General features: G+C 67.0%; 27 protein-coding genes, 1 pseudogene and 1 riboswitch. Of the genes and pseudogenes, 17 read left to right on the forward strand and 11 right to left on the reverse strand.

Going from position 1 to position 23,302, the window contains the following annotated elements:
- The first annotated feature begins 34 nt into the window (after window positions 1-34).
- Window positions 35-760 (forward strand): FkbM family methyltransferase, encoded by a 726-nt coding sequence (locus EV643_RS38845; protein ID WP_238166104.1) that lies wholly within the window; start codon window positions 35-37, stop codon window positions 758-760.
- A 36-nt stretch (window positions 761-796) separates the two neighbouring features.
- On the opposite strand, the gene EV643_RS38850 is transcribed toward EV643_RS38845, so the two are convergent.
- The gene (locus tag EV643_RS38850; protein WP_133805233.1) at window positions 797-1,564 is read right to left on the reverse strand and encodes an SDR family NAD(P)-dependent oxidoreductase; all 768 of its coding nucleotides are present in this window, start codon (window positions 1,562-1,564) and stop codon (window positions 797-799) included.
- A 98-nt stretch (window positions 1,565-1,662) separates the two neighbouring features.
- On the opposite strand from EV643_RS38850, the gene EV643_RS38855 reads away from it, so the two are divergent.
- Window positions 1,663-2,202 carry a GNAT family N-acetyltransferase gene (locus EV643_RS38855; protein ID WP_133805234.1) on the forward strand — a complete coding sequence of 180 codons (540 nt, stop codon included), beginning with the start codon at window positions 1,663-1,665 and terminating at the stop codon, window positions 2,200-2,202.
- Window positions 2,203-2,491: 289 nt separating this feature from the next.
- Here EV643_RS38855 and EV643_RS47080 read toward each other — a convergent pair whose 3' ends face one another.
- Entirely contained in the window at window positions 2,492-2,857 is a 366-nt protein-coding gene (locus EV643_RS47080) for a VOC family protein (RefSeq protein ID WP_202869962.1), read from the reverse strand.
- 519 nt (window positions 2,858-3,376) lie between these two features.
- On the reverse strand, window positions 3,377-4,282 hold the full coding sequence (locus EV643_RS38870; RefSeq protein WP_133805236.1) for a DUF72 domain-containing protein: 906 nt from the start codon (window positions 4,280-4,282) through the stop codon (window positions 3,377-3,379).
- 77 nt (window positions 4,283-4,359) lie between these two features.
- On the opposite strand from EV643_RS38870, the gene EV643_RS38875 reads away from it, so the two are divergent.
- Window positions 4,360-5,298 (forward strand): LLM class F420-dependent oxidoreductase, encoded by a 939-nt coding sequence (locus EV643_RS38875; protein WP_133805237.1) that lies wholly within the window; start codon window positions 4,360-4,362, stop codon window positions 5,296-5,298.
- Between the two features lie 26 nt (window positions 5,299-5,324).
- Here EV643_RS38875 and fgd read toward each other — a convergent pair whose 3' ends face one another.
- The gene (gene fgd, locus EV643_RS38880) at window positions 5,325-6,329 is read right to left on the reverse strand and encodes a glucose-6-phosphate dehydrogenase (coenzyme-F420) (RefSeq protein ID WP_133805238.1); all 1,005 of its coding nucleotides are present in this window, start codon (window positions 6,327-6,329) and stop codon (window positions 5,325-5,327) included.
- Window positions 6,330-6,710: 381 nt separating this feature from the next.
- On the opposite strand from fgd, the gene EV643_RS38885 reads away from it, so the two are divergent.
- The 3 genes from EV643_RS38885 (at window position 6,711) to EV643_RS38895 (ending at window position 8,756) form a co-directional block, all read left to right on the forward strand.
- Window positions 6,711-7,703, forward strand: coding sequence for a carbon-nitrogen hydrolase family protein (locus EV643_RS38885; protein WP_133805239.1), 993 nt, complete (start codon window positions 6,711-6,713; stop codon window positions 7,701-7,703).
- A 242-nt stretch (window positions 7,704-7,945) separates the two neighbouring features.
- The gene (locus tag EV643_RS38890; RefSeq protein WP_133805240.1) at window positions 7,946-8,392 is read left to right on the forward strand and encodes a hypothetical protein; all 447 of its coding nucleotides are present in this window, start codon (window positions 7,946-7,948) and stop codon (window positions 8,390-8,392) included.
- Window positions 8,393-8,516: 124 nt separating this feature from the next.
- Complete coding sequence (locus tag EV643_RS38895) at window positions 8,517-8,756, forward strand: antitoxin (protein ID WP_133805241.1); 240 nt, start codon at window positions 8,517-8,519, stop codon at window positions 8,754-8,756.
- A 54-nt stretch (window positions 8,757-8,810) separates the two neighbouring features.
- Here EV643_RS38895 and EV643_RS38900 read toward each other — a convergent pair whose 3' ends face one another.
- From EV643_RS38900 to EV643_RS38910, 3 genes are read right to left on the reverse strand one after another with little or no spacing between them, the layout of a single operon-like run.
- The gene (locus tag EV643_RS38900; RefSeq protein ID WP_133805242.1) at window positions 8,811-9,620 is read right to left on the reverse strand and encodes an ABC transporter permease; all 810 of its coding nucleotides are present in this window, start codon (window positions 9,618-9,620) and stop codon (window positions 8,811-8,813) included.
- The gene (locus EV643_RS38905; RefSeq protein WP_133805243.1) at window positions 9,620-11,032 is read right to left on the reverse strand and encodes an ABC transporter permease subunit; all 1,413 of its coding nucleotides are present in this window, start codon (window positions 11,030-11,032) and stop codon (window positions 9,620-9,622) included. The genes EV643_RS38900 and EV643_RS38905 overlap by 1 nt, the downstream gene beginning before the upstream one ends.
- Window positions 11,029-11,958 carry an ABC transporter ATP-binding protein gene (locus EV643_RS38910; protein WP_133805244.1) on the reverse strand — a complete coding sequence of 310 codons (930 nt, stop codon included), beginning with the start codon at window positions 11,956-11,958 and terminating at the stop codon, window positions 11,029-11,031. Before EV643_RS38910 ends, EV643_RS38905 begins: the two co-directional genes overlap by 4 nt.
- Before the next feature lie 124 nt (window positions 11,959-12,082).
- On the opposite strand from EV643_RS38910, the gene EV643_RS38915 reads away from it, so the two are divergent.
- From EV643_RS38915 to EV643_RS38935, 5 genes are read left to right on the forward strand one after another with little or no spacing between them, the layout of a single operon-like run.
- A complete protein-coding gene (locus EV643_RS38915; RefSeq protein WP_202869956.1) occupies window positions 12,083-13,291 on the forward strand; it encodes a sensor histidine kinase in 1,209 nt (402 codons plus the stop codon).
- Window positions 13,288-13,968, forward strand: a complete 681-nt coding sequence (locus EV643_RS38920; protein ID WP_133805246.1) for a response regulator — start codon at window positions 13,288-13,290, stop codon at window positions 13,966-13,968. Before EV643_RS38915 ends, EV643_RS38920 begins: the two co-directional genes overlap by 4 nt.
- Before the next feature lie 41 nt (window positions 13,969-14,009).
- Window positions 14,010-14,750 (forward strand): GNAT family N-acetyltransferase, encoded by a 741-nt coding sequence (locus EV643_RS45195; RefSeq protein WP_238166106.1) that lies wholly within the window; start codon window positions 14,010-14,012, stop codon window positions 14,748-14,750.
- Window positions 14,638-14,997 (forward strand): hypothetical protein, encoded by a 360-nt coding sequence (locus tag EV643_RS47085; protein ID WP_202869958.1) that lies wholly within the window; start codon window positions 14,638-14,640, stop codon window positions 14,995-14,997. Before EV643_RS45195 ends, EV643_RS47085 begins: the two co-directional genes overlap by 113 nt.
- Window positions 14,888-16,027 (forward strand): helix-turn-helix domain-containing protein, encoded by a 1,140-nt coding sequence (locus EV643_RS38935; RefSeq protein WP_238166107.1) that lies wholly within the window; start codon window positions 14,888-14,890, stop codon window positions 16,025-16,027. The genes EV643_RS47085 and EV643_RS38935 overlap by 110 nt, the downstream gene beginning before the upstream one ends.
- Here the strand turns inward: EV643_RS38935 and EV643_RS38940 are convergent.
- Complete coding sequence (locus EV643_RS38940; RefSeq protein WP_238166108.1) at window positions 16,014-17,081, reverse strand: SMI1/KNR4 family protein; 1,068 nt, start codon at window positions 17,079-17,081, stop codon at window positions 16,014-16,016. The genes EV643_RS38935 and EV643_RS38940 overlap by 14 nt on opposite strands.
- Window positions 17,082-17,246: 165 nt before the next feature.
- On the opposite strand from EV643_RS38940, the gene EV643_RS38945 reads away from it, so the two are divergent.
- The gene (locus EV643_RS38945) at window positions 17,247-17,906 is read left to right on the forward strand and encodes a class I SAM-dependent methyltransferase (protein WP_133805248.1); all 660 of its coding nucleotides are present in this window, start codon (window positions 17,247-17,249) and stop codon (window positions 17,904-17,906) included.
- A gap of 159 nt (window positions 17,907-18,065) precedes the next feature.
- On the opposite strand, the pseudogene EV643_RS38950 reads toward EV643_RS38945, so the two are convergent.
- A pseudogene (locus tag EV643_RS38950) lies at window positions 18,066-18,506 on the reverse strand (GNAT family N-acetyltransferase); the annotation flags it as partial.
- A gap of 57 nt (window positions 18,507-18,563) precedes the next feature.
- Window positions 18,564-18,679: riboswitch (SAM riboswitch) on the reverse strand.
- 186 nt (window positions 18,680-18,865) lie between these two features.
- Here EV643_RS38950 and EV643_RS38955 point away from each other — a divergent pair.
- Both EV643_RS38955 and EV643_RS38960 read left to right on the forward strand, forming a co-directional pair.
- Complete coding sequence (locus EV643_RS38955) at window positions 18,866-19,228, forward strand: hypothetical protein (protein ID WP_133805250.1); 363 nt, start codon at window positions 18,866-18,868, stop codon at window positions 19,226-19,228.
- A 190-nt stretch (window positions 19,229-19,418) separates the two neighbouring features.
- Window positions 19,419-20,138 carry an SDR family NAD(P)-dependent oxidoreductase gene (locus EV643_RS38960; protein ID WP_238166109.1) on the forward strand — a complete coding sequence of 240 codons (720 nt, stop codon included), beginning with the start codon at window positions 19,419-19,421 and terminating at the stop codon, window positions 20,136-20,138.
- Between the two features lie 17 nt (window positions 20,139-20,155).
- Here the strand turns inward: EV643_RS38960 and EV643_RS38965 are convergent, their stop codons facing one another.
- Window positions 20,156-20,839: an alpha/beta fold hydrolase gene (locus EV643_RS38965; protein ID WP_202869960.1), complete on the reverse strand. Its 684-nt coding sequence runs from the start codon at window positions 20,837-20,839 to the stop codon at window positions 20,156-20,158.
- Window positions 20,840-20,951: 112 nt separating this feature from the next.
- Complete coding sequence (locus EV643_RS38970) at window positions 20,952-21,605, reverse strand: SAM-dependent methyltransferase (protein WP_238166110.1); 654 nt, start codon at window positions 21,603-21,605, stop codon at window positions 20,952-20,954.
- Between the two features lie 173 nt (window positions 21,606-21,778).
- Here EV643_RS38970 and EV643_RS46190 point away from each other — a divergent pair, with 173 nt between their 5' ends.
- From EV643_RS46190 to EV643_RS38980, 3 genes are all read left to right on the forward strand, one after another.
- The gene (locus tag EV643_RS46190) at window positions 21,779-21,925 is read left to right on the forward strand and encodes a hypothetical protein (RefSeq protein ID WP_238166111.1); all 147 of its coding nucleotides are present in this window, start codon (window positions 21,779-21,781) and stop codon (window positions 21,923-21,925) included.
- A 382-nt stretch (window positions 21,926-22,307) separates the two neighbouring features.
- Window positions 22,308-22,889 (forward strand): helix-turn-helix domain-containing protein, encoded by a 582-nt coding sequence (locus EV643_RS38975; RefSeq protein WP_133805251.1) that lies wholly within the window; start codon window positions 22,308-22,310, stop codon window positions 22,887-22,889.
- Window positions 22,886-23,302 (forward strand): hypothetical protein (locus EV643_RS38980; RefSeq protein WP_202869961.1); only part of this gene is annotated, 417 nt, incomplete at its 3' end. The genes EV643_RS38975 and EV643_RS38980, both read left to right, overlap by 4 nt.

Genomic DNA, 23,302 nt, shown 5'->3' on the forward strand with positions numbered 1-23,302 from the left:
TTCGCCTCGGTTGAGGAAGCGGAATCCCAGGCTTGTGAAGATCCCGGCCGCGTGGGCGACGGAGTACGTCGAGGTCCGTCGGGAAGGCTTGCGACTGGAGCTGGATCTGCGGGACAACCTGCAGGCCGTCCTGTACTACGCGGGGAAGTACGAGCCGGGCGTGCGGCGGTTTCTCCGGCGGGAGTTGCGGCGTGGTGATGCCGTGCTGGATGTGGGCGCCAATATCGGGCTGCACAGTCTGACCGCGGCACAGCGATTGCGGGAGCTTGGTGGTGGGCGGGTCATCGCCGTCGAGCCGGCTGCGGACTCGGTGCAGAAGTTGCGACGCGCGGCCGAGCGCAACCGCCTCGCCGACCTGATCGAGGTGGTACCGGTCGCGCTGGGTGAGCAGACGGATGAGGCGGAACTGCGGACGGACAGCCGATACGACCAGGCCGACGCCGGCATCCGCTCGTTGCATGGCGACGGTAAGGCGGTGCAGCGGGTGCCAGTGATCCGGCTGGACGACTGGGCGGAAGAGAACGCGTTGTCCCGTTTGGACGTGGTCAAGCTGGATATCGAGGGGTCGGAGGTCGCCGCACTCGTCGGAGCCACGCAGACCCTGACGCGGCTCCGGCCGCGCGTAGTACTGGTCGAGGACAAGCGGAACGAGGAGCGCGGGCGGCTGTACGACGTACTCGGCGGGCTCGGGTATGCGCACAGTGGCGAGGTGTACGACCACAATGCGTTGTTCCGGCCAGTCGGTCGCGATGCTGTCTGAGCGCGGCGTCTCCGCCGATCGCGAACCGGTTGTTGCCTAGGGCATCAACTGGCCGCCGTTCACCTCGATGATCTGGCCGGTGACGTAGGAGGCCATGGCGTCGGAGGCGAGGTAGAGGATGGTGCCTACGCATTCGTGGGGGGTGCCGGTGCGGCCCATGGGGATGGTGGAGAGCATGGCTTTGAGCTGGTCGTCGCCGGTGTGGCGTTCGTGGAACGGGGTGCTGATGACGCCGGGCGAGATCGCGTTGACGCGGATGTTGTCGGGCGCGAGTTCTTTGGCCAGGCCGCGGGTGAAGGTGCTGACGGCGCCCTTGCTGGTGGCGTAGACGACCGAGCCGCCGCCTCCGCCGTGGCGGGCCGCGATCGAGGTGACGTTGACGATCGCGCCACTCCCCTGGGCGCGGAACACCGGCACGATCCGACGGCTCATCGCGAACACCGAGGTCAGGTTCACGTCCAGGATCCGGTGGAACTCCTCGTCCGGTACGTCGACCACGGACGAGCGTCGTACCAGGTCGCCGGCGTTGTTGACGAGGACGTCGATGCGGCCGTGTTTGGCGAGCACCTCGTCGATGAGGGCGCCGGCGGACCCCGGATCCGCGAGGTCGGCCTGGTGTACGGAAGCCTGGCCGCCGGCCGTGATGACGGCGCTCTGCGTGTGCCGTACGCCGGTCTCGTTGGCCTGGTAGTGCACCGCGACCGTAGCGCCGGCCTCCGCGAACCCGACGGCCGCGGCCGCCCCGATCCCGCTGCTCGCGCCGGTGACGAGTACGACCTGATCCGTGAAGTCGAGGAATCTCATGCCCCCATCCTGCCCAACCCGCGCGCTCGCCGGTGCGCGATTCCCGTACTGCGAACGGCCGGGGTTTGGGAGGGGCGTGGGGGAGGTAGATCTGATGAATGGGGTACGACCTGGCGGAGCTGGGGTTGCGGCGTTGGCGGGTGGCTGATGCGTTGCGGCTGACCGCGGCCCACGCCGACCCGGAGATGGCGAACCAGGGTGGGATCCGGGACAAGGCGTCCGCGGTCGACTGGATCGGGCGGGTCGCGGATCTGGACAACGGACACGTGTACGCCGTCGCGGATGCCGAGGATCACCCGATCGGGTGCGTCGCGGTGACGAACATCGACCGCCACCAGGTCGGCTGGACGTGGTACTGGACGATCGCCGACGTCCGCGGTCACGGGGTCGCCCGGGACGCCGTGCGCGCGCTGGTGGACTGGGCCCATCACGACGCGGGTCTGTATCGGCTCGAGCTCGGCCATCGCATCAACAACTCGGCCTCGTGCGGCGTCGCCGGCAGCGCCGGATTCCTGTACGAGGGCCGCGAACGCGAACGCCTCGCCTACGACGGCACCCGGTACGACGTAGAACGCCACGCCCGCCTGGCCACAGACCCGCTAGAACACCCCCACCGCAAAGTCACGATCAGCCTCTAGCCCGGCGGCCGCCCACCACGAACCCCTCGAACACCACAGCGCAGCCGGGCTGTTGTCTGCCGGGACAGGCGTACCTCCACCACTCAGCAAGCGCGGCGGGGCGGACGGCCAGGCCATCACAATCGGCTGATGGCGCACTCTCCCACGCTCAGGACGGCCGGCCAGATCGCATTGTGATGGGCTGGCCGTCCGCCCCGGCTGGGTTAGTGAGTGGTGGGGGTACGCAGGAAGACCGAGACCCGGCCGAAGCTCTCGCCACGACCCGCGCGGATTCCCCAGCGCGCGGCCTCTAACCCGGTGGTTGGAGGATGCAGAACTCGTTGGCGTCTGGGTCGGCGAGGATGTGCCAGGTCCAGCTGTGTTCCTTGATCGGTTCCTCGGTGAGGAGGGTGGCGCCGAGGGCGCGGACTCGCGTTACCTCGGCCGTCAGATCCGGCGTACGGAGGTCGAGGTGGAGGCGGTTCTTGCCCTGTTTCGCGTCGTCGACCCGCTGGAGCAGGATCTCGATCCCGGCGCCGTCGGCGGGGACCAGGGCCAGGTAGCGGTCGCCGGTGGTCGGCGGGCGGACGTAGCCGAGAGCACCTGGGTCCAGAACTCGGCCGCGCGATCCAGGTCGGCGACGTCCACGACTACTACGAGTTCGCCACGCAGGTATGGCTGGGGTGTTCGCACCCCGGAGAGCCTAACGTTGATACCTATGGGGAAACCGACGAAGGTGGAGTCGTTCGTCTCGGTCGTGGTCGGCGTCGGCGCGGGATTCGGGCTGCTCACGCTGACCCGGCGGGCGTGGGACACGTGCCGGGTGGAGGTCAACGACGTCGGCAACGGGCCGACCCTGTTCTTCGTCGGCCTGCCGGTCGCGCTGGTGGTCAACATCGTGCTGTTCAGCTTCGTGTTCCGGTTCTCCAAGGGGCAGGGCAAGTTCGTGATGCCGTTCATCACGGCGGCCATCGCCATCACGATCGCCGACCTGGCCCTGTTCTCCTTCGCCGGTACGCCCGCCGGCCTCCCTGCCAGCGTCTGCGCCGGCAACGTCCCGCCGTGGTGGCCGGAGTGGATCCCGACCTGACCCTCAGCCCCCGTCGCTCCCCTGTACTTCGTCCGCGGTGCCGTCGCCGTCCGGCGGGGCGTAGCAGCGCGGGTCGTCGGCGCGAACCACCTCGAAAGTCACGCCTCATTCTGCCGAATCCGCGCCGACCGAAGCGACCCCGAGCCGAGCAGCCAGGGCCTCCGCATCGAAAGGCGCGCGGACTTTGACGTCATTGTCGAAGTAGGCAAAGACGTCACGCGCACGGCGACGAGCGGGCGGCGCAAGCGTATGACCGTCGGACGGCGTACGACCGGCCTGCCAGGCACGGATCTTCAACGCCCACCGGTCGAGTGATTTGTCGTCATATCCACTGACGTACAGCTCCTCGGCACCGTGCAGCCGCACATAGACGAAGTCCGCGGTGACATCGTCCAGCATCGGCCACTTGCCAGCCGTATCCGCGCAGACCAGCGCGATGCCGTGCGCCCGGAGCAACTCGATGAACTCCACGCGCTCGAAGGACTTGTGCCGTACTTCGAGCGCGTGGCGGAGCGGGATGTCCACCGCACAAGTGGTCAGACTCCGTCCCTCCATCCGATCCTCGTGCGTACCGGCCAGCTCCGCCGCCTCACTCGTTGTCCGTGGCAACTTCTCGAAGAACGCGGCGAGCCGGTCGGCGTCGTACCCGAGTGTCGGCGGCAACTGCCACAGCACCGGGCCGAACTTGTCCGCGAGCGCGAGCACCCCGGAGGCGAAGAAGTTCGCCAGCGGTCCGTCCACGTCGGCCAGCTTCTTCAGGTGCGTGACGAACCGCGGCCCCTTGACCGAGAAGACGAACCCGTCCGGTGTCTCGTCGTACCAGCGCTGGTACGACGAGGGCCGTTGCAGCGCGTAGAACGAGCCGTTCAGCTCGATCGAGTTGAGCCGGCGGGACGCGTACTCCAGCTCGGCCCGCTGCGGCAGACCGTCGGGGTAGTACACCTTCCGCCACGGCGGGTACCGCCAGCCGGAGATGCCGACCCGGTACGGAGTCGCCGCCCAGCCGCTCATGTCCTGCCGACCTCGATTCCTTTTCCGCAGCGCCGGAGTCGGTATCGCCGACCCCAGACTCTCAGGGAAAGGCCATCATGACCCTCTTCAGCGTCTTTCTGCCGACCGGTTTCGGCCAGGAGTTCGCCGGCCTCGACCCGGCCACGGCGTACCGGCGGCTCACCGACGTCGCGCAGGCCGCGGACGATCTCGGCTTCCACGCCGTCTACGTGCCGGACCACCTGCACACCATCCCGCCCTCGCCGGCTCCGCTGTTCGAGGCGTGGTCGGTGATCACCGCGCTCGCCCGCGACACCCGGCGTATCCGCCTCGGCCAGCTGGTCACCTCGAACAGTTACCGCAACCCGGCCCTGCAGGCAAAGATCGCGTCCACGGTCGATGTCATCAGCAACGGCCGGCTCACGTTCGGGATCGGCTCGGGCTGGTACGGGTCGGACTACCGCGGCTACGGCTACGAATTCGGTACGGCGGGCGACCGGTTGCGCAGATTGGACGAAGCGGTCCAGGTGATCCGGGCCTTCTGGACCGAGGAGTCCGTCGACTTCTCAGGCAGCTATTACCGGGCCGCCGGAGGGATCAACCAGCCGAAGGGGATCCAGCGGCCGCACATCCCGTTGCTGGTCGCCGGAGGCGGTGAGAAGGTGACGCTCCGGATCGTGGCGAAGTACGCCGATGCCTGCAACATCATCGACTCGCCCGCGGTGCTGGAACACAAGTTCGACGTCCTGCGGAAGCATTGTGTGGACGTGGGCCGCGAGTACGACGAGATCCACCGGACCGCGACGACGGCGTACATCCCGGGCACGACCGACGAGGAGGCGCGCGCGAAGGTCCCGCCGGGAGCCGAGTTCGCGTATCCCGGGGATCTCGCGTCGTACGGGTTGATCGGGACGACCGAGACGGTGCACACGCGGATCGCGGCGTACGCGGCGGCCGGAGTACAGGAGCTGGTGGTCGGTTTCGCGAACCCGCTGGATGTGGAGGAGTTGCGCGGGTTTGCCGCTGAGTACGTGTGAAAAGGGGGGCGCGTGCGCCCCCTTCTTCAGCCCAGTTTGCGGAGCAGCGGGACGACGTCGGTGGTGAACTGGGTGAGGAACCGCTCCTGATCATGGCCCGGGCCGTGGACGACGAAGTGGTTGAAACCGGCGTCCAGATAGGGCTGGAACTGCTTCACCACCTCTTTGGGGTCGGAGGCAACGATCCAGCGCTTCGCCACCTGCTCGATCGGCAACTCGTCGGCAAGTCGCTCCATCTCGACCGCGCTGTCGACGCTGTGCTTCTGCTCGGGGCTGAGCGACAACGGCGCCCAGAACCGGGTGTTCTCCAGCGCCTGCTCCGGGTCCCGGTCGTACGACACCTTGACCTCGAGCATCCGGTCGACGTCCTCGAACTGCTTGCCGGCCTTCTCCGCGCCCTCCCGGACTGCGGGCATCAGCTTCTCGGTGTAGAGGTCCATCCCCTTGCCCGACGTGGCGATGAACCCGTCCCCGGCCCGGCCGGCGTACTTCGCGACCAGCGGTCCACCGGCGGCAACGTAGATCTTCAGCGGCGTCTCGGGGCGGTCGTAGATCGAGGCGCCGACCGTCTTGTAGAACGGCCCGTCGGAGCTGACCTCGTCCTTGGTCCACAGGTTGCGGATCAGGTCGACAGCCTCCCGCAACCGGGCGAACCGCTCCTTGAACTCGGGCCACTCCATCCCGGACACGGCGATCTCGTTCAGCGCCTCACCGGTACCGACGCCGAGCATGATGCGGCCCGGGTACAGCTCACCCATGGTCGCGAACGCCTGCGCGATCACCGCCGGGTTGTACCGGAACGTCGGGGTGAGGACCGAGGTACCGATCAGCACCCGGTTCGTCCGCTCCCCCACGGCCGCCATCCAGGCCAACGCGAACGGAGCGTGACCGCCCTCGTGCCGCCAGGGCAGGAAGTGGTCCGACACGGTCACGCTGTCCAGCCCGAGTTCCTCGGCGCGGACGGCGTACTCGACCAGCTCCCGCGGCCCGAACTGCTCCGCCGACGCCTTGTACCCGATGCGAATGCTCACCCTCTGCTCCTCCACCTGTCGGTCCGTACTCCGGGGACAACCAGATCACCCGCCTGGTTATGCCACCGTACTGCGGTCCTATGCCGTGCATTTCGACAGGAGGTAGTCCCTTCGTTGGCGGCTGGCTCCGCTTACGCACGCTCGCCCACGGCGTCTGCGGGGCACTACCTCCCGTCGAAATGTACGGTGTGTCGGGGTTTGACCGGGCCGGGTGGGGTGGGTGAGCATAGAGCCCGCGTGGCCTACGCCGAACCTCCGTTGATCGCCCCCAGCGCGGTCATCCCAGGAGGCAAAGGGACTTCTCGTCTCAGGTCAGCTGTCGAGGTCCACCGTCTCGGACGTGTGTCGCTGGGGGGCTCGGTCCGGGATACGGGAGGCCGAATGACAGCCAACAGGAACTTCAAGCGCCGGGTCCGCGCTCGCGCGGCGAAGACCGGTGAGTCCTACACAACTGCCCTTCGGCACTTCCGTCCTCATCCGACTGGAGACGAGATGCCGAAGACCCTGAGGTTGGCCGTAGCGCAGACCACCTACACCGAAGACCCCCGGGACCCCGCGTTGCTGCGGTCGAGCGGGACCGAGATCCGCCGGCTGATGCGGGACGCCCGCGCCGCCGACGCCCGGATTGTGCACTTCACCGAAGGCGCGACCAGTTTCCCCAGCAAGTACGTGATGTCCGAGGACGGGCCGGAGGAGGTCGGGAACGCCGACTGGAGCCGGTTCGCCTGGGAGGTGCTGACCGACGAGCTGGCCGAGATCGCCGGACTCGCACGTGAGCTCGGTTTGTGGACCGTGCTCGGATCGACGCACCGGCTGACGCCCCCGATGCGGCCGCACAACAGCCTGTACGTGATCTCCGATCGCGGGCAGGTCGCGACCCGGTACGACGAACGAACGCTGTCGTCCACGAAGATCACCTACATGTACACGCCGGGGACCGCGCCGGTGACGTTCGAGGTGGACGGATTCCGCTTCGGGTGCGCGCTCGGGATGGACGTGCACATGCCCGAGTTGTTCAGCGAGTACGAGGGGCTCGACGTCGACTGCGTGCTGATGTCGACCACGGGCGGGGTGCCGCACAGCAGCGAGGAAGCCACCGAGGCTCAGGGGCATGCCGCGGTGAACCACATCTGGCTGAGCTTCGCCGTACCGGCCGAGCACAGCCTGGTCACGCCGTCCGGGGTCGTCGGGCCGGATGGCGCCTGGCTTGCCCAATGTCCCGGTGACGGGAGGCCCGCGCTCGTTGTCGCCGAACTGGATCAGGCGGCACTGAGCACGATCGCCCGCACCTGGCGACGTGAAACCCGGCGCGCCCTGCCGGACCGCCCGACGACATTGTCCGACGCACGAAGCACGACCCGCACCGGCTTCTAACGCCCAGACCAGCACGCCGGCCAGCTTGTTGGCGGAGACCGGTTGCCGGGGAGCCCTTGTCCCCGGCAACCACCTCTGCGGGACCGTTGCAAGTGACCTAAGGCTCGATGAACACTGCACCGACACGCAGGCCGACCCCTTGTCCTGGCCGCTGTTCTTCCGATAGGACAGATGAGGGCCATCGGTCCTACCGGCTGTCTCGCCCACGGCCGGTCCATGGGGGAACAACACTCGGAGGCACCATGACAACGTCATACGGTGAGGGCGAGTCGAACGAGAGTTCGTTCGGCAACGAAAGCAGCGGTTTCGGCCAGGAGAGCAGCGGCGGCGGGTACGACGCCGGTTCCGCGGACTCCGGTGACAGCGGTTCGGAGTACGGCGACTCGGGCAACTCCGGCGACTCGGAGAGCTCCGGCGGGGACTCCGGCCAGAGCGAGTACGGCTCGGGTGACTCCGGCCAAGGTGAATCCCGGCAGGGCGAGTACGGCCAGGGTGATTCCGGTCAAAGTGATTCCGGCCAGAGCGAGTACGGGCAGCGCGACTCCGGCTCCGAGGGCTCCTCGGACTTCGGCAGCTCCGAGGGCTCCGGCTCCGACAGCGGCTTCGGCGGCGAGTCCGGGCGCGGATCCGAGGGCGGCGACAGCGAGTTCAGCGGGGGTTCCCGCGACTCCGACGGCGGCTACCAGTGACATCGGCTCACCGAGCCGCGTAGTACCGCACCCACGACAACAACGGCGCCTCGGCGCCGACCCACCTCGGCAGCCCGCGCAGAGTCCTGCTCCGGCCTGCTGACAACACGAAGGGGACCCCATCATGGGCATGTTCGACAACCTCAAGGACGCGGCCGAAGGCCTGAAGGACAAGGCCGCGGGCCTGGTTGACGGCCACGGCGACAAGGTCGGCGAGGGCCTGGACAAGGCCGGCGACTTCGTCGACGAGAAGACCGGCGGCCAGTACGGCGACAAGATCGACCAGGGCGTCGACACCGCCAAGGACCAGCTGGACGGCCTCGACGGCCAGGACGACGACATCTCCGGCGATCAGCCCAGCTGAGCCCACCCCGCCGAAGCGGCCGCGCGACCCACGTCCCGCGGCCGCTTCGCCGTTTCAGGAGTCGCGGAGGCGGAACGCTAGCGCGCCGGCCAGGATCGAGCCGACGGCGTACAGGGCCAGGACGCCCAGCCCGCGCCACGGCGAGATCGACAGTTCGTCGAGCCGCAGGGTGGCCTGTACGGACATTCCAGCGGACGTCGGCGACAACTGTTCGATCCACTCCTTCCAGCGCGGGTTGGTGACGGCGATCGTGATGATCGGCGCCAGGTAGAAGAGTCCGAGCACGAGTGTCACCGTGCCACCCGTATGCCGGACGGCGAACCCGATGCCGAGGGCAACGAGGGCCACCAGACCCAGGTACAGCACCGTGCCGCCATACGCCCGCAGCGTCGACCCGTCGCCCAGCGAGAGCGGCCGGTATCCCTCGGCCGCCGTGAACCCATTGCGCGCAAGGAGTTCCCGGCCCGCCACCAGCGACCCGAGGACACTGAAGACGGAGGCCAACAGCACCACCGACGCAAGCACGGCGGCCTTTGCGGCAACGACGGTCAAACGGCGCGGGCAGGCCGTCAGCGTCGAGCGGATCATGCCCGCGTCGTACTCCGAAGTCACGGCGAGCACCGCTAGCACGACCACGGCAGCCTGACCGACGTACACCCCGGACAGGCTGAGCTTGGTCAGGTCGAAGTCGCAGGACGGGTCCGAGCGGTCGCAGCCCGGCGGTGTGAGGTCCCAGGCGACCAGCGCACCGACCGCCGTCGTCAGCACCACGACCATGAGCAGCGTCCACCCCGTGCTCGATACCGTGCGCAGCTTCGTCCACTCGGCCCGGAACGCTCTTCCGGCGGGCAGCAGGTTCGGCATCAGGCGTCCCGGCGGACGAGCTGCCAGTACGCGAGGCCGAGCGCGGCGACGGCGTACGCGCACATCACGCCCAGACCCGCCCACGGGCCGATCACCTGGCCGGACTCAACGCTCTGCTGTACCGCCAGCCCGGCCAATGGGGTGAGTCGGCTGACCCAGACATCGGCCTCAGGCGAGATCGCCGGCACGATGATCTGCGGCAGCACGACCAACGCGATGACGAACACGATCACCCCGGTGGTCCGTCGCCATACCACCGCGATCCCGAGGCTGAACAGCGCGATGAGCGCCAGGTAGATGGCTGTGCCGATCACCGCGCGCACGACGTCGCCGTCCGTCAGCGAAACGTGCGGGTACGCCGGTGGGTTGTAGCCGCCGTCATGCATCCCGGGCTGCGCCAGCAAGAACGCGGACACACTCGCGATCAGCCCGGCCACGAACACCGCGCCCGCGAGTACGACGGCCTTGGCGGCCAGCACGTGTCCGCGCCGAGGAGAGGCGGCCAACGTGGTCCGGATCAGCCCGGTCCGGTACTCGGCCGTCATGAACAGCACGCCGAGCGCGATGATCGCGATCAGCCCAAGCCGTACGCCGAACAGGCTGAGCATGACCACGTCGTCATCGCCAGGCGACCGCCAACTGGCAATGCCATATCCGGCGATGTCACCCGACCCGGCAAGGGTGAAGGTCCCGCCGGACCGTTCGAGCCCGGCGCCGGCGCCGACGTACGGGTTCTCCTTGGACGGGCCGCTGGAGAGGTTCTGGCCGGCCCAATCCGGTGCCGCCTCGGCGCCTGTCACGGTCACGCTGTCGAAGATCGCCCTACCGATTGACGATTCGACGCTGACCGCCGTACCGCCGCCGGTCCGCTTGATCACGTACTCCGGCGGTGACGCGACGAACAACCCGATCTCGGCGTCCTGGGGCAGCGACACGGTCACGGTGCCGACCTGCTGCCAGCTCTGCCCGTCGGCCGACTCGTACCCCGTGATGGTGTCGCCGGTCCGGGTCAGCTTGAGCCAACGCGGCGCCGTGGTCGTGACGCCGGCGAGGTCGGTGTCGAACATCGCCTGCATCCGGATCCCGTGCCCAGGCGTCACCATGACCGCGGCGTACGGCGATCCGGGAGTGAGGCCGGCCTTGACGAGCAGGCCGGCTTTCGCCCACTCGTTGTCGTCCGGCTGACTGACGACGCGAGCAACGAGCGTGCCGTCACCGCTGAGCGGCTTGTGGACGAAGAACGCCTGGTCCGAGTACGTCGGCTGCTCGTTCGCGTCCGTGGATCCCGCGGTCGACCCGAGCAACTCGAGCAGCACCGTCACGGCGATCGCGGCGAACAGGCACAGCGCCGTACTGCGGACCGACCTGAACTTCGTCCACTCGCCCCGAAGTACCCGCAGGAACGTAGTCATAACGCCTCCCGCGGCCCTGCATGAGCGGCGAACTCGACCGCGTCCTTGGTGAGGTCCATGTAGGCCTCCTCGAGCGACGCCCGGTGCGCCGCGATCTCGGAGAACGGCAGGCTGTTCTCGTTCAGCAGCTTGATCACGCGCTCGGACGTCAGCCCGGTCACCGTCACCCGATCGTGGTCGGTCGCCGCCACCACGGCGCCGGCGTTCGCGAGAAGGGTCATCGCCTCGGTGCGGTTCGACGTACGCAACACGACCCGGTCCGCCGACGCGGCGGCCAGCAGCTCGCGCACCGTTGTGTCGGCGATCAGCCGGCCGCGGCCGATCACGACGAGGTGGTCCGCAGTGTCCTCCAGCTCTCCCATCAGATGGCTGGACACCAGTACCGCCCGGCCCTCGGCCGCCAGCGACCGCAGTAGCCCGCGGATCCAGACGATGCCCTCCGGGTCGAGCCCGTTCACTGGTTCGTCGAACAGCAGAACCGGCGGGTCCCCGAGCAACGCGCCGGCGATCCCGAGCCGCTGCCGCATCCCGAGCGAGAACCCGCCCGCCCGGCGCCGCGCCGCCTCTGCGAGCCCCACCAGCTCCAGGACCTCGTCGACCCGCCGAGCCGGCAGGCCGTTGTACTGCGCCATCCACAGCAGGTGGTCGCGGGCCCTCCGGCCGGGCTGTAGCGCGCCCGCATCGAGCAGGGCGCCGACCTCGCGCAACGGCGTACCGAGGTCCCGATAGCGGCGGCCACCGACCAGCGCAGTGCCGTCGTCCGGCGCGTCCAACCCGAGGATCACGCGCATCGTCGTCGACTTGCCGGCACCGTTCGGCCCGACGAACCCGGTCACTTGACCAGGCTGGACCGTGAAGGACAGGCCATCCACCGCAACGGTGTCGCCGTAACTCTTGCGCAGCTCGTGCACCTCAACGGTGTTCATGTCCTGGGACGCTACGGGCCGCCTGTGCGGGTGTCGTCACCCAGCGGGGCCGTGTTCAGTCCCCCACGAGAGGTACGGCCGTGGGGTGATGCGGGCGGTACGGGGCCGGGCAGACAATGCTCCTGTGAGTCAGGCCCGCGAGCTGGCCGACCGGGTGGTTCTTGCCACCCGCCGGATCGGCGGCGCCCGCGACGCGATGCTCGTCGCCGCCGCCGTCCTCGCGCTGCTCGCCGTCGTGGAGGCCGGCGGCCGCGGTGATCAGACCGGTATGGACCTCGGTACGGCGCTGCTGCTCAGCCTGTGGGCGACCTTGCCGCTGATGTTCCTGACGGCGCATCCGGTGGCCGTGGCACTGGCCATCACGATTGCCAACGCGATCATCCTCGGCGGTAGCGAGCCGCCGTTCAGCGCGGGCGTGCTGGCCGAACTGCTCGCCCTGTACTGGCTCGGGCGGACCCGCTCGCGCAAGATCGCGTTTCCGTTCCTGCTTCCGTTCGTGCTGTACGCGCTCGGCCGGCCGGATCCGGGCTTCACCCTGCTGCTGCTCCTGACCGCCGGCGCGGTGTTGCTCGGCGCGGCCATCCGGGACCGTGGCAAGGCGGTCGCGTCCGCCGCGGCCAGCCGGGCCACCGCCGACACCCTGCTGGAACACGCGGCCCGAGGCGAGCGAGCCCGGATCGCCCGAGAGCTGCACGACGTGGTCGCGCACCACATCTCGATGATCGCGGTCCAAGCGGAAACGGCCCGGCTGACCACACCCGGCATGCCCCCGGACGGCGCGAAACGGTTGCTGGCGATCGGCGACACCGCCCGCACCGCGCTGACCGAGATGCGGCGGCTGCTCGGCGTACTACGTGAGGACGTCAGCCCGTTGGACAGCGGTCCTGTCCGTGCACCACAGCCCGGGCTGGCCGAGCTCAACGCGCTCGTTGATGAGGCCCGTGCATCCGGCGGCGCCGGGACCCGATTGATTGTGCAGGGCAAGGTGATGCCGCTCGACCCCGGCGTACAGCTGACGGCGTACCGGATCGTGCAGGAGGCCCTCACCAACGCGCGCCGGCACGCACCTGGTGCGGCGGTCGATGTCGAGCTCGACTACACCGCGTCGGCTTTGCTGGTACGGGTCCGCGACAACGGGCCGGGACCCGAGTCGTCCGGAGACGGCCACGGCCTCTTGGGTATGCGCGAGCGCGCCGCGATGGTCGGCGGCACCCTGACCGTCGGCCGATCGCCCGGCGGCGGTTTCCTGGTCGAGACAGTGCTGCCGATCCCGGCGGACGAAACAGGACTTCTTCCCGGCGGTGGGGCCGTGACCCCGGCGGAGGAGCCATGATCCGGATCGTGGTGGTGGACGACCAGGAGGTGGTCCGGGCCGGATTCGGCGCGCTGCTGCGAACCCAGCCCGACTTCGTCGTCGACGGTACTGCGGCCGACGGCGCCGCCGCGATCGCCCTGTGCCGCTCCGATCCGCGTCCGGACGTCGTCCTGATGGACGTCCGGATGCCGGTCCTCGACGGCATCGAGGCGACCCGCCGGATCCTCGCGGACGCCGGACCCGACGAGGGACCGCGGATCCTCATGCTCACCACGTTCGACCTCGACGAACACGTGTACGACGCGCTGGCGGCCGGGGCGAGCGGCTTTCTCCTCAAGGACGTGACCGCGGAACGCCTCTTCGACGCCGTCCGGGTGATCGCATCCGGCGGCGGCCTACTGGCACCGACCGTAACCCGCCGTCTCATCTCCGAATTCGCCCGCCAGCGCCCCCACTCCCTCCGCCCCAAAACCATTGCGTTCGGCAACCTCACACCCCGCGAGGTCGAGGTGCTCGGCCTGATCGCCGAAGGCCTGTCCAACCCCGAGATCGCCACCCGCCTGATGGTCAGCGACGAGACCATCAAAACCCACGTCAGCCGCCTACTCAACAAATTGGGCCTCCGCGACCGAACCCAAGCAGTAATAGCCGCCTACGAATCCGGCCTGGTAATCCCCCGCACCAACCACCACTGATCCACCCGCACGACATCATCTACCGGGTGAGCACTCGAATTGTGGTAGCCGACCAAGCCTTGCTCGAGCGGGCGGTCGACAAGTTCATGGGAACCAAAGCCGGCCCCGCCTACGCATCAGCCCCAGGCACCACGGCCCTGATAGCAATCACCGGCCCAGAGATCTCCGGCTGGTGCTGGGGATACCACCTGATCCGCCCCGACGACTCGTCCATGCTGTATCTCCACCAGCTCAAGGTCGACGAGGCATACCGCCGCCAGGGAATCGGCCGGGACCTCCTACGCACCTTCATGACAACAGGCGCCCAAGCCGGCGCCACCAAAATGTTCCTCACAACCGGCGCGGAAAACGCTGCCGCCCGAGCCCTCTACGAGGGCTATGGGCGGCGGCCTGGCCGCACAAGGCCCCACCGTCAACTATTGGTTCCTCCTCAACCAAAGCTTGTGACCTGGGGCTTCTTGAGCGACCTGACCTCGGAGACCTTCACCGTGGTCGGTTATGGCACCGATGCGTACATCACCGGCAGCGCCCTGTCACCGAAGGCGATCACGGTGTACGACGGGGCGCGCAGCTACAGGGACGTTTCGGTGATCACGAACCAGGACCGTCTTCCCCGACCGGTTCGTGAAGATCACGAAGAGCGTCTGTTTCGGCGACTCAGGCGGACCGATGTTCCACGACGGCACGCTCGTTGCGCTCAACACCTGGACATTCAGCCCTCGCTGCGACGGACCGAACCCTGGAGTACCGCACCGACTCCACCCCAGCCCAGACCTTCCTGAACGCCAACCTGTAGACCCCACCGAACTCAGCGACCGGTCGCCCTCGGGTAGGCGTACGTCATTCGCCAGCACGCGGACTGCGACACGAATACAGCGGACGGGGGACACTCTCTTCATGACGTTCGGCGACCGGATGCGTGAGTACCGCGACCATCGCGCGTGGTCGCTGGGGGGATTTGGCTCGGGCTGCTCATTACAGCCGCGGACATCTCAGCAACGTCGAGAACGGTCGCAAGGCACCTACTGAAGAGCTGGTCCGTGCGTGTGACAGGGCGCTGCGGGCGAAGGGTGAGCTGATTGGTGCGTTTGAGGTCGAGGCCGTTGCTCGCCTGCACATGACGCCGTGGGAGACGGCTGAACTGGTGCATCGGTTGCAAGCAAGCGACACCACTTCTCGAACGCTGGAGACGCTCCACGCGACCATCGAAGAGTTGTGCTGCCAGTACAGCCGCCGCGACGCCCTGGAGCTTCGCCGGGAGGCTCACGGCTGGCTTCGGCACGTTGCCGATCTCCTGCATCGTCCGATTGGGCTGAAAGCCCATCAAGAGCTACTGATGGCGGCTGGATGGCTCGCACTGCTCGCCGGATGCGTGGAGTACGACCTTGGTCTGCGGTCCGCTGCCGAGGCGACCCGAACGTCCGCCGTACAACTCGGACTTGAAGCCGAGCACCACGAGATCGTTGGGTGGGGCCACGAGATGACCGCGTGGTTCGCCCTCACACAAGGGCGCTTCCGGCAGGCGGTCGATGCGGCTCAGCGCGGACAGGCTGTCGCCAGATCCTCCAGCGTGCACGTCCAGCTCATCGCCCAGGAGGCGAAGGCCAAGGCCCGGCTGCACGAACCCGGTCTCGAGGACTTGCTGGAATCCGGTCGAGCGATGCTGGAGCGCCTCCCCTATCCCGACCGGCCAGACAACCACTTCAAAGTCGACCCTGCGAAGTGGGATTACTACAGCATGGACGTCCATCGGATCGGCGGGGACAACGATCGTGCTCGCGCCCACGCGCAGACGGTCATCCGGGACAACATCGCTCCGGACGGCTCGGAGCTGAGCCCGATGCGGATCTCGGATTGCCGGCTTACCCTCGGCTTCGTGGCGGGCCGCGAAGGCGACCTCGAGCAGGCCGTAGGACTTGGTCTCGACGGCCTTAGCGACGGACGGCAGAGCCGAGTTCACTTGCTGATGGTCGCGGGCGAGCTGGACCAGGAGTTGCGTTCCCGCTATCCGGGCGAGGGCATCGTCCAGGACTTCGAAGAGGCACTCAGGGTGTTTTGAATTTGCCTTTGAAGGTCGAGATGGTGGTGGCGTCGCCGGCCAGGTTGTTTGCCCAGTCGACCGCATCCCCCAGGGTCGGGCGGGGGCTCTTGTAGGCCTTGTCGAATGACCAGTACAGCTTCCGCTCCTGTGGTGGTTCCTCGGCGAGTTCGACGACGGCCAGCGACGCGGGGATCGCCTTGTGGAGAAAGAGTTCTTGCCATTGGGAGCGCTGCATCTTCAGGTATTGCAGTCCGGTCAGCTCACTCAAGACGGAGATGTCCGCCGCGATCGCATCAGTCAGATCCAGTGCGTACAGGCGAGGGCAGGACAGCAACGGCCGCAGATCGATCGGCTTCTCTGTGTGCAGTGAGACCATCCGCACCGTCGGCAAGGCCGTCAACTCGATGGTGTCCATGGCCAGGTCGACCACCTCAACCGGTGTATCGCACAGGGGTGAGAGATCCGCGCCAGGGCAGTTCTTCACGGAGACCTGCCACAGTGCGGGCGCGCCGCGTACGGATCCGAGGTCAACCCAGGGTGCGTTGGACACCTTCAGCTCGCGGATCTCAGGACGCATTCCGCGTACCGGTGCGGCATCCGGGCCAGAAACCTCGAGCGTGCAGGTCTCGCGGTAGTGGCGCCAGTGGTACTCCGCATCACCGGCGTTGACCCACAGCCCGCCGTCGTCGCCGTGCTCGAAAGAACCAGAGTCCAGCGCATCCACATGCCGTCGGAGTAGCTCGGTCACCGACTCCGCGACGTACGTCGGGCCGTCGCCGTAGTCCCGCCCGATGAGGATCACCTGACCCGGCCGGCCGCGCGGACCGCGTGCCATGTCGACCGCGAGGTAGTTGCCGCCCATGTCAGTGGCAAACGGAATCCAGCCGAGGTGGTCGCTCAGCCGCTGGATCATCAACGGCGGCCCGAACTCGTTGATGAACGGATGGAACACGTACCGCCGCCATCCGCGGATGACCCACCACCGCTCCGCCGGTAGGCAGAACTCCGCCAGCATCTCCAGACCGAACCAGCCATAACCGTGGAGCAGACCTCGCCCACCGTCGCAAACCACCAACACCAACCACGAGCAAGCCGAGCACAACAAGCACAATCAACACGCGCGAAACGCCTCCGACGAAGGAACCTCTACCGAAGCGGAGACCCTAGCCCCACCCCCGGGTCACCGACTGCGGCAACAGAATCAGTTTGTCGGCGGTGGCGTTTAGTCTCCGTTTCCATGATGGATGGATCTGTTGTCGCCGCCACGCGCGACTCGTACGACGCTCTGGCCGCCGAGCACGCCGACGTGGTGTCCTCCGGGCTGGACGACAGGCCGCTCGACCGTGCACTGTTCGCCGCTTTCGCGGACCTGGTACGGGCCGGCGGCAACGATTCCGTCGCCGACGTCGGCTGTGGACCCGGCCGGGTGACGATCCTGTTGTCCCGGCTGGGGCTGGATGCGTTCGGCATTGACCTGTCGCCCGGGATGTTGGCGTTGGCCCGTCGAACGTACCCAGAGCTACGGTTCGAGGAGGGATCGATGCTGGCGTTGGATCTGCCGGACGCATCCCTCGGCGGGCTGCTTGCCTATTACTCGATCATCCATATTCCGTGGGAACAGCGACCGCAGCTCTTCGCCGAGTTTCACCGGGTGCTCGCGCCAGGCGGAGTACTGATGCTCGTCTTCCAGATCGGCGACGAACAAAACCACCGCACCGAACTCTTCGGCACGCCCATCTCCATCCACTGGTACCGGCAACAACCGGACGAAGTCGCCGATCTCCTCCGCGAGGCAGGCTTCGACCTGTGGATGACGGCAGTACGCGAACGCGAGGACACGGAGAGCCCTCCCCGGGGCTACCTCCTAGCCCACAAGTCGAGTTCAACCGGCCAATGAACTTCTACGCAGTACAGCCAGCAGTCAGACGGATTTGATCAGCCGCGAGGCGTCGTACCAGGCCATGCGTAAGCACTGGGGAGTGCCGTGGAGGCGGCTCGGGTCTCCACCGGGCGGCGGTACCGTCGCTGTCTCCACGCAGTCGGCGCCGGACGCGCGATAGAACTGCTGTGCGTCAGTGTTCTGCTGCAACACCCACAAGTACATCGCATTACCAGTCGCCCGCTCAGTGACGGCTCGTGCTGCGCGACCCAACAGCTGGGTACCAACACCGGCCCGCCGCCGGCGGTGGAACACATGCAGATTGTCGACCAGGCTGCCCCACCTCGGATCGTCATCGAACGCGACATGGACAAAGCCCACCAGCTCGCCGTCATCCTCGGCAAGGATCGTGTCAGCGTCACCCGGTACGGCGAGCCGCGCCGCCCACACCGAACGACGATCACCTTCGATGTCGCCATCAAGGAACGAGTCGGCGTACGCGCCCCGATAATGCCGGCGCCAACTGTCGGCGTGCAGCAACGCAACCTGTTCGGCATCGTCGACTCCCGCCGAACGAAACCGCAGCGACGTCACGAGAACACCTCGACCCGCGAGCATCGCCTATCGAGAAAGCGTGACCTGTCGGAGTACGGGACGAACGGCATACACCCTCCACGACGCGGCTTGCCCGACACCCATGTGCCGAGCCTGGTCCTCACCCGGGGCACCCCACCCACGAACCGGAGGGTTGCCGGCCAGCAAGCCGGGGCTACGCGCTGGCACTCATGACCTACGCCCCAAACCGTAACACCGCGGGCCGCCGACGAACCCTCACTCATCGGCAAGATCCGCAGGTTGAGATTCCCAGCATGCCGGTACCAGTTGCTGCCGACCTGGATGATGTTGGTGTAGGCAATTCGAGTGCGCGATCGCCGTACGTTCGCGATGCTGAGTGTGTGCCTGCCACTCCGCGAGTTGTGTTCGTCTTCGCCGATGTCGACTTGAACATGTTCCCGTCGATCGCCGACGCACAGGACTGGATGGAAGCGATTGACGTCGACGATGGCGAGTACACCGCCGCGCTGACGGAGACAGGCCGTGTGCTCAAGATGCGAACGGACAATGGCTTGGTCGTGCTTGAAATGACCGACGAACTGGACCCGGACCTCCTGCAGAGGCTCCTACGTGAACATGGGCAAGCGATCGGACAGCCGGGCATCGAACAGGACCCCGTCGGGTTCGCCAATCAAACTTGGAAGCTCGAGTGGGAGCAGCGCTGGCCGCGCTGGCCACGATGGCTAGACAACCGGCTGCATCCCCACGGCGCGGTGCAGGCGTAGCTCCCCGATTGGAAGACCGTCCGTGTAGATCTGGCCCGCACGCTTGAACCCCGTGCCCACAGCACTCCGTGAGTCGAGCGCTGCGCACCATGCCAGCTAAGGGCCGGGGTTGGCAGTGCCGGTGCTGAAGCGCTTTTCTCCGTACAGGAGAGTGTGCGACGGGCCGATACGTGTTGGCTAGGATGGCCGGGTGCTCAGTGGGGAAGGTCTGGTCGCTCTGGTTACTGGGGCGAATCGCGGCATTGGCTTCGAGGTTGCGCGACAGCTCGGGCGGTTGGGATATGTGCCGATCGTCGCTTCGCGTGATCGCGAACTGGGTACGGCGGCGGTGGAACGGCTGGCCGCGGATGGCGTGGTCGCCCAGTGCGTCGAGTTGGACCTCACTGATGAGGCAACCGTTCGGGCAGCCGCTGAGTGGGTCGATCGTCGGTATGGACGGCTGGACGCGCTGATCAACAATGCGGCTATCGCGGTTGATGGGCTGCCCAGCCAATTGCCGATCGACTCGTTTCGGCGCACGTTCGAGACCAATGTGATCGGCGTCTTCGCGGTGACGACCGTGATGCTTCCGTTGCTGCGGGCGGCACGCAACGGCCGCATCGTCAATCTCTCGTCAGGGTCCGCCTCGCTGAGTCTGACCAGCTCCGACTGGCCCGCCGAGTGGAATGCAGCCGCATATCCGTCGTCGAAATCCGCGGTCAATGCGTTGACCGTCCAGTTTGCAATCGAGCTTCGATCAACCGCCATAAAGGTCAATGCGGTCGATCCCGGGTACACGTTGACGGAGATGTCTCCTGGCGCGACCCGGACCGCAGCCGAGGCGGCCGCAGTCGTCGTGCGGTTCGCAACGCTGGACGCGGATGGGCCGACTGGCGGCTTCTTCAACGCGGAAGGCCCGATCCCCTGGTAAACCACCGCGCAGCCGAATCATGGTTTCCCACTGGCCGGTGGCAGTGCGCCGAGAACGGCCGCGAGGTTATGCGGGTCGCGGCGGGCGATGTTGTGACCAACGGGAATTTCGTGAACCCGCCAGCCTGAGTCGTTGCGTAACCGTTCGGTCAGGGTCACGAACGGGCTACCTGGCCACGCGCCACCACTGATGAACGTTCGGCCGGGCGCGTGCCTGGGGTTGCCTGCCAGCCTGATCGACTGGACGAAGCTCGCCAGCGGGTGCGGTCGCGCGCGAGGGTCGAGCCCATCGGGGACTGCGACCCATCGACCGTCGGTGCGGGCGCCGGCTATGAACAACTCCCGGAAGTTGTCGCTGGTGAAAGACCAACACGAATCCCCGTCGTCCGGGACGTAGGCGTCGATGAAGACGAGCTGATCGAGGCGGTCGCCGAGCCGGTCCGCGACGCCGGCGATCACCATCCCGCCGTAGCTGTGCCCGCACAGCGCGAGAGGCGTTTTGTCGCTACGCTCAATGATCTCGGCTACCTGGTCAATATGGGTGTCGAGGTTCGGCGGATGGTCCACATCGACTGGGCCGTCCAACTCCAACCCTGACAGGGTCACCGACTCGACGTGGTGACCGTCTCGGTGTAGCTCTGCGGCCACCGAGTCGAACACCCATCCGCCCTGCCAGCCACCCGGCACCATCACGAACTTCACCGCGTCATCCTAGGCCCACGCAGAACACCACGAGTCCGGTGATTCGGTCAGGCCGAAGTCGTCCCATTCATACGCGCCGACAATCGACAGGCGCCCGGTGAGGGGCAGGCCCTCAAGCACCACGCAGGGCCTGGCTGTTGCGGCGGGCGATGACTCGGGAAAGGCCGAGCGTTCGGCCGCCGTCGGCGCGGAGCATTTGAGCTTCTTCCCGTCCCGGCGTACCACTGTCGTGGCCGCATGCTTCATTCCACTGCAACCAGTCGCGCCACCCGTCGGGCAGTCGATCAGCGACCTCGACGGTGACCAGGCCGGTCTTCTCCCAGTGCCGCTGCCACCAGGCGGGGCTGTGCCAGGCGCAGAAGTCCCATTTCCAGTAGGGCTCAAGGTGTGGTGGGGGAAGCGTCTCGTGCTCCTCGGCGAGACCGGGCTGAACGATGCCGATCTGGCCGCCGCGTTTCACGAAGCGTGAGTAGTAACCGAGATAGAGGTCGTCGGTGCCGAAGTAGTGGTAGGCGCCGATGCTGATGAGCGCGTCGAAGAAGTCCTCGGCGAAGGGCAGGGCATGGGCTTCCGCGTAGATCGGGTGAACCTGGTCTTCCACGTGTGCCTCGGCCGCGCGGCGCAAGTTCTCGTCGGGCTTGACCCACAGGTCAGTCGCCCACACCTCAACACCGAACTCCTTGGCCAGGAAGATCGAGCTCAGAGCGGTGCCACATCCCATGTCGAGTATCCGCAGGCCGGGCTCAAGCGGCATGAGATCGGTCAAGGCCTCCGCCTGCCAGACAGGGTTTGGCCCCATCCCCCCCGTCGACCATCCACCGAGCCGAGTACCCGGCAGACCGCGGATAGCGTTCGTTCCTCAGCAGCACGTCAAGTTCGGCATCATCCACGCGACCGCAGTGTGGGGGACCACCTGCAACCAGGCAAGCAGTTATTCGCTTGCCCGAACGGGTCGCGCCCTGGATCTCGACGATGCCCACCCGGCGACTCGGGGCGCGCGGTGGTCGCCTCGCCACGCAACCGGACAGCATGGACCAGGACGACGAGGAGGGCGATCCGGAGGCGTCAGGGGAGCTGCGGTGTTAGCAGAAGCGTTAGCAAGATCGCGCCGGGAACGCGAAAACCCGGGTCATCCACCCGGCTGACCTGGGGCTTTGCTGGCGCGCTCGGACCTGCCCCGAGATGCACGCCGTGTCATCCGACCTCGTCCCGGGCTCGAGCTACCGCTGCCACCACGCCTGCGAAACGATCACCTGGCACAAAACCGCTCTCATCTGCCCCTGTGGATCTCAGATGTGTACGCAACGCCTTGGCAGGTCGACAAGCCCCTGCTCGGCGATGTGGCTGACGAGTCCCACGGAGTTCGCCTTGATCGAGCCGCTCCGATGGCGACGGGAACTTCCTGACGTTGGCTGGGCGAGGCACCGAGACTATTATCTGATTAGATAATCGATCTAGGAGTGCCGAGATGGACAAGGATAGTCAGGCGGTCAGTGAACTGCTCAACCGCGCCCTCGCTGAGAGTGGGCTGTCTCAGGCTGCGTTCGCCACTGCCCTCGGCACGTCTGCTTCCCGCTTCTCCACTTACCGTTCTGGCAGGACCAAGCCGACGGCGCAGTTCGTCCTGCGGGCTGGACGGATCGCTCATGCCCTTCATGCAGCGCGTGAGTACCGGATCATGACTGCCCCGGCTACCGCGACGGCTATTCGCGAGGCGAGTGATGAAGATTGGGCATGGCGGATGCTGCTTCAGGGCCGCGACCACCTGCGCTTGCTGTTACGTCGTCACGATGGCTCCGAAGCTGCTTGGGAGGCAGCACCAAGCACCACTGGTCAGGCGGGCTTCGATACCTTGCTCGCCGTCCTGACTGCACACGAATTCAAGGCAGCAGGCGAAGATCCACCCGAATGGAGCAAGGTGAAGGCTCTCTCGGATCCATGGGTTCCCAAGCATCCGCTCCTGGAGCGCGACGAGATCATAGAGCAAACTCCGGACTACTTGGCGCGGGCCAACATCTTTGTTCCTGCTCGCGACTTGGTGACTGCATGAGCGACAGGCGCAACGAATTCACGGCCGGCGAAATCGTCGATCTCCTCTCGGAGCTCGACAAGCGACTGAAAACGCGCGGCATTTCTGCATCGGTCTTTGTCGTCGGAGGCGCTGCAATCGCCGTCACCTCGAATGACAATCCCCGCCGCACGGAGGATATCGACGCCATCACGCGCGACGAGGCCGTGGTCGACGAAGCTCGCGTGATGGCAAGCCAACGCAAGCTCCCCGAAGACTGGCTGAACACCCGAGCCAGCCCGTGGATGCCACCACTGCCGGAAGGCGCATTGCAACGCAGTGATGCGCCCGGTCTGCGCACAATACCGGTAACTTTAGCTCTGGCGCACGATGTTGATCGTGTCCGGCGGGGGTTGGGTCAGGTGGCGGTCGATGGGCTTCTTGGCGGGGAATGG

This window comes from Kribbella caucasensis, assembly GCF_004361855.1.
Classification (GTDB): Bacteria; Actinomycetota; Actinomycetes; order Propionibacteriales; family Kribbellaceae; genus Kribbella; species Kribbella caucasensis.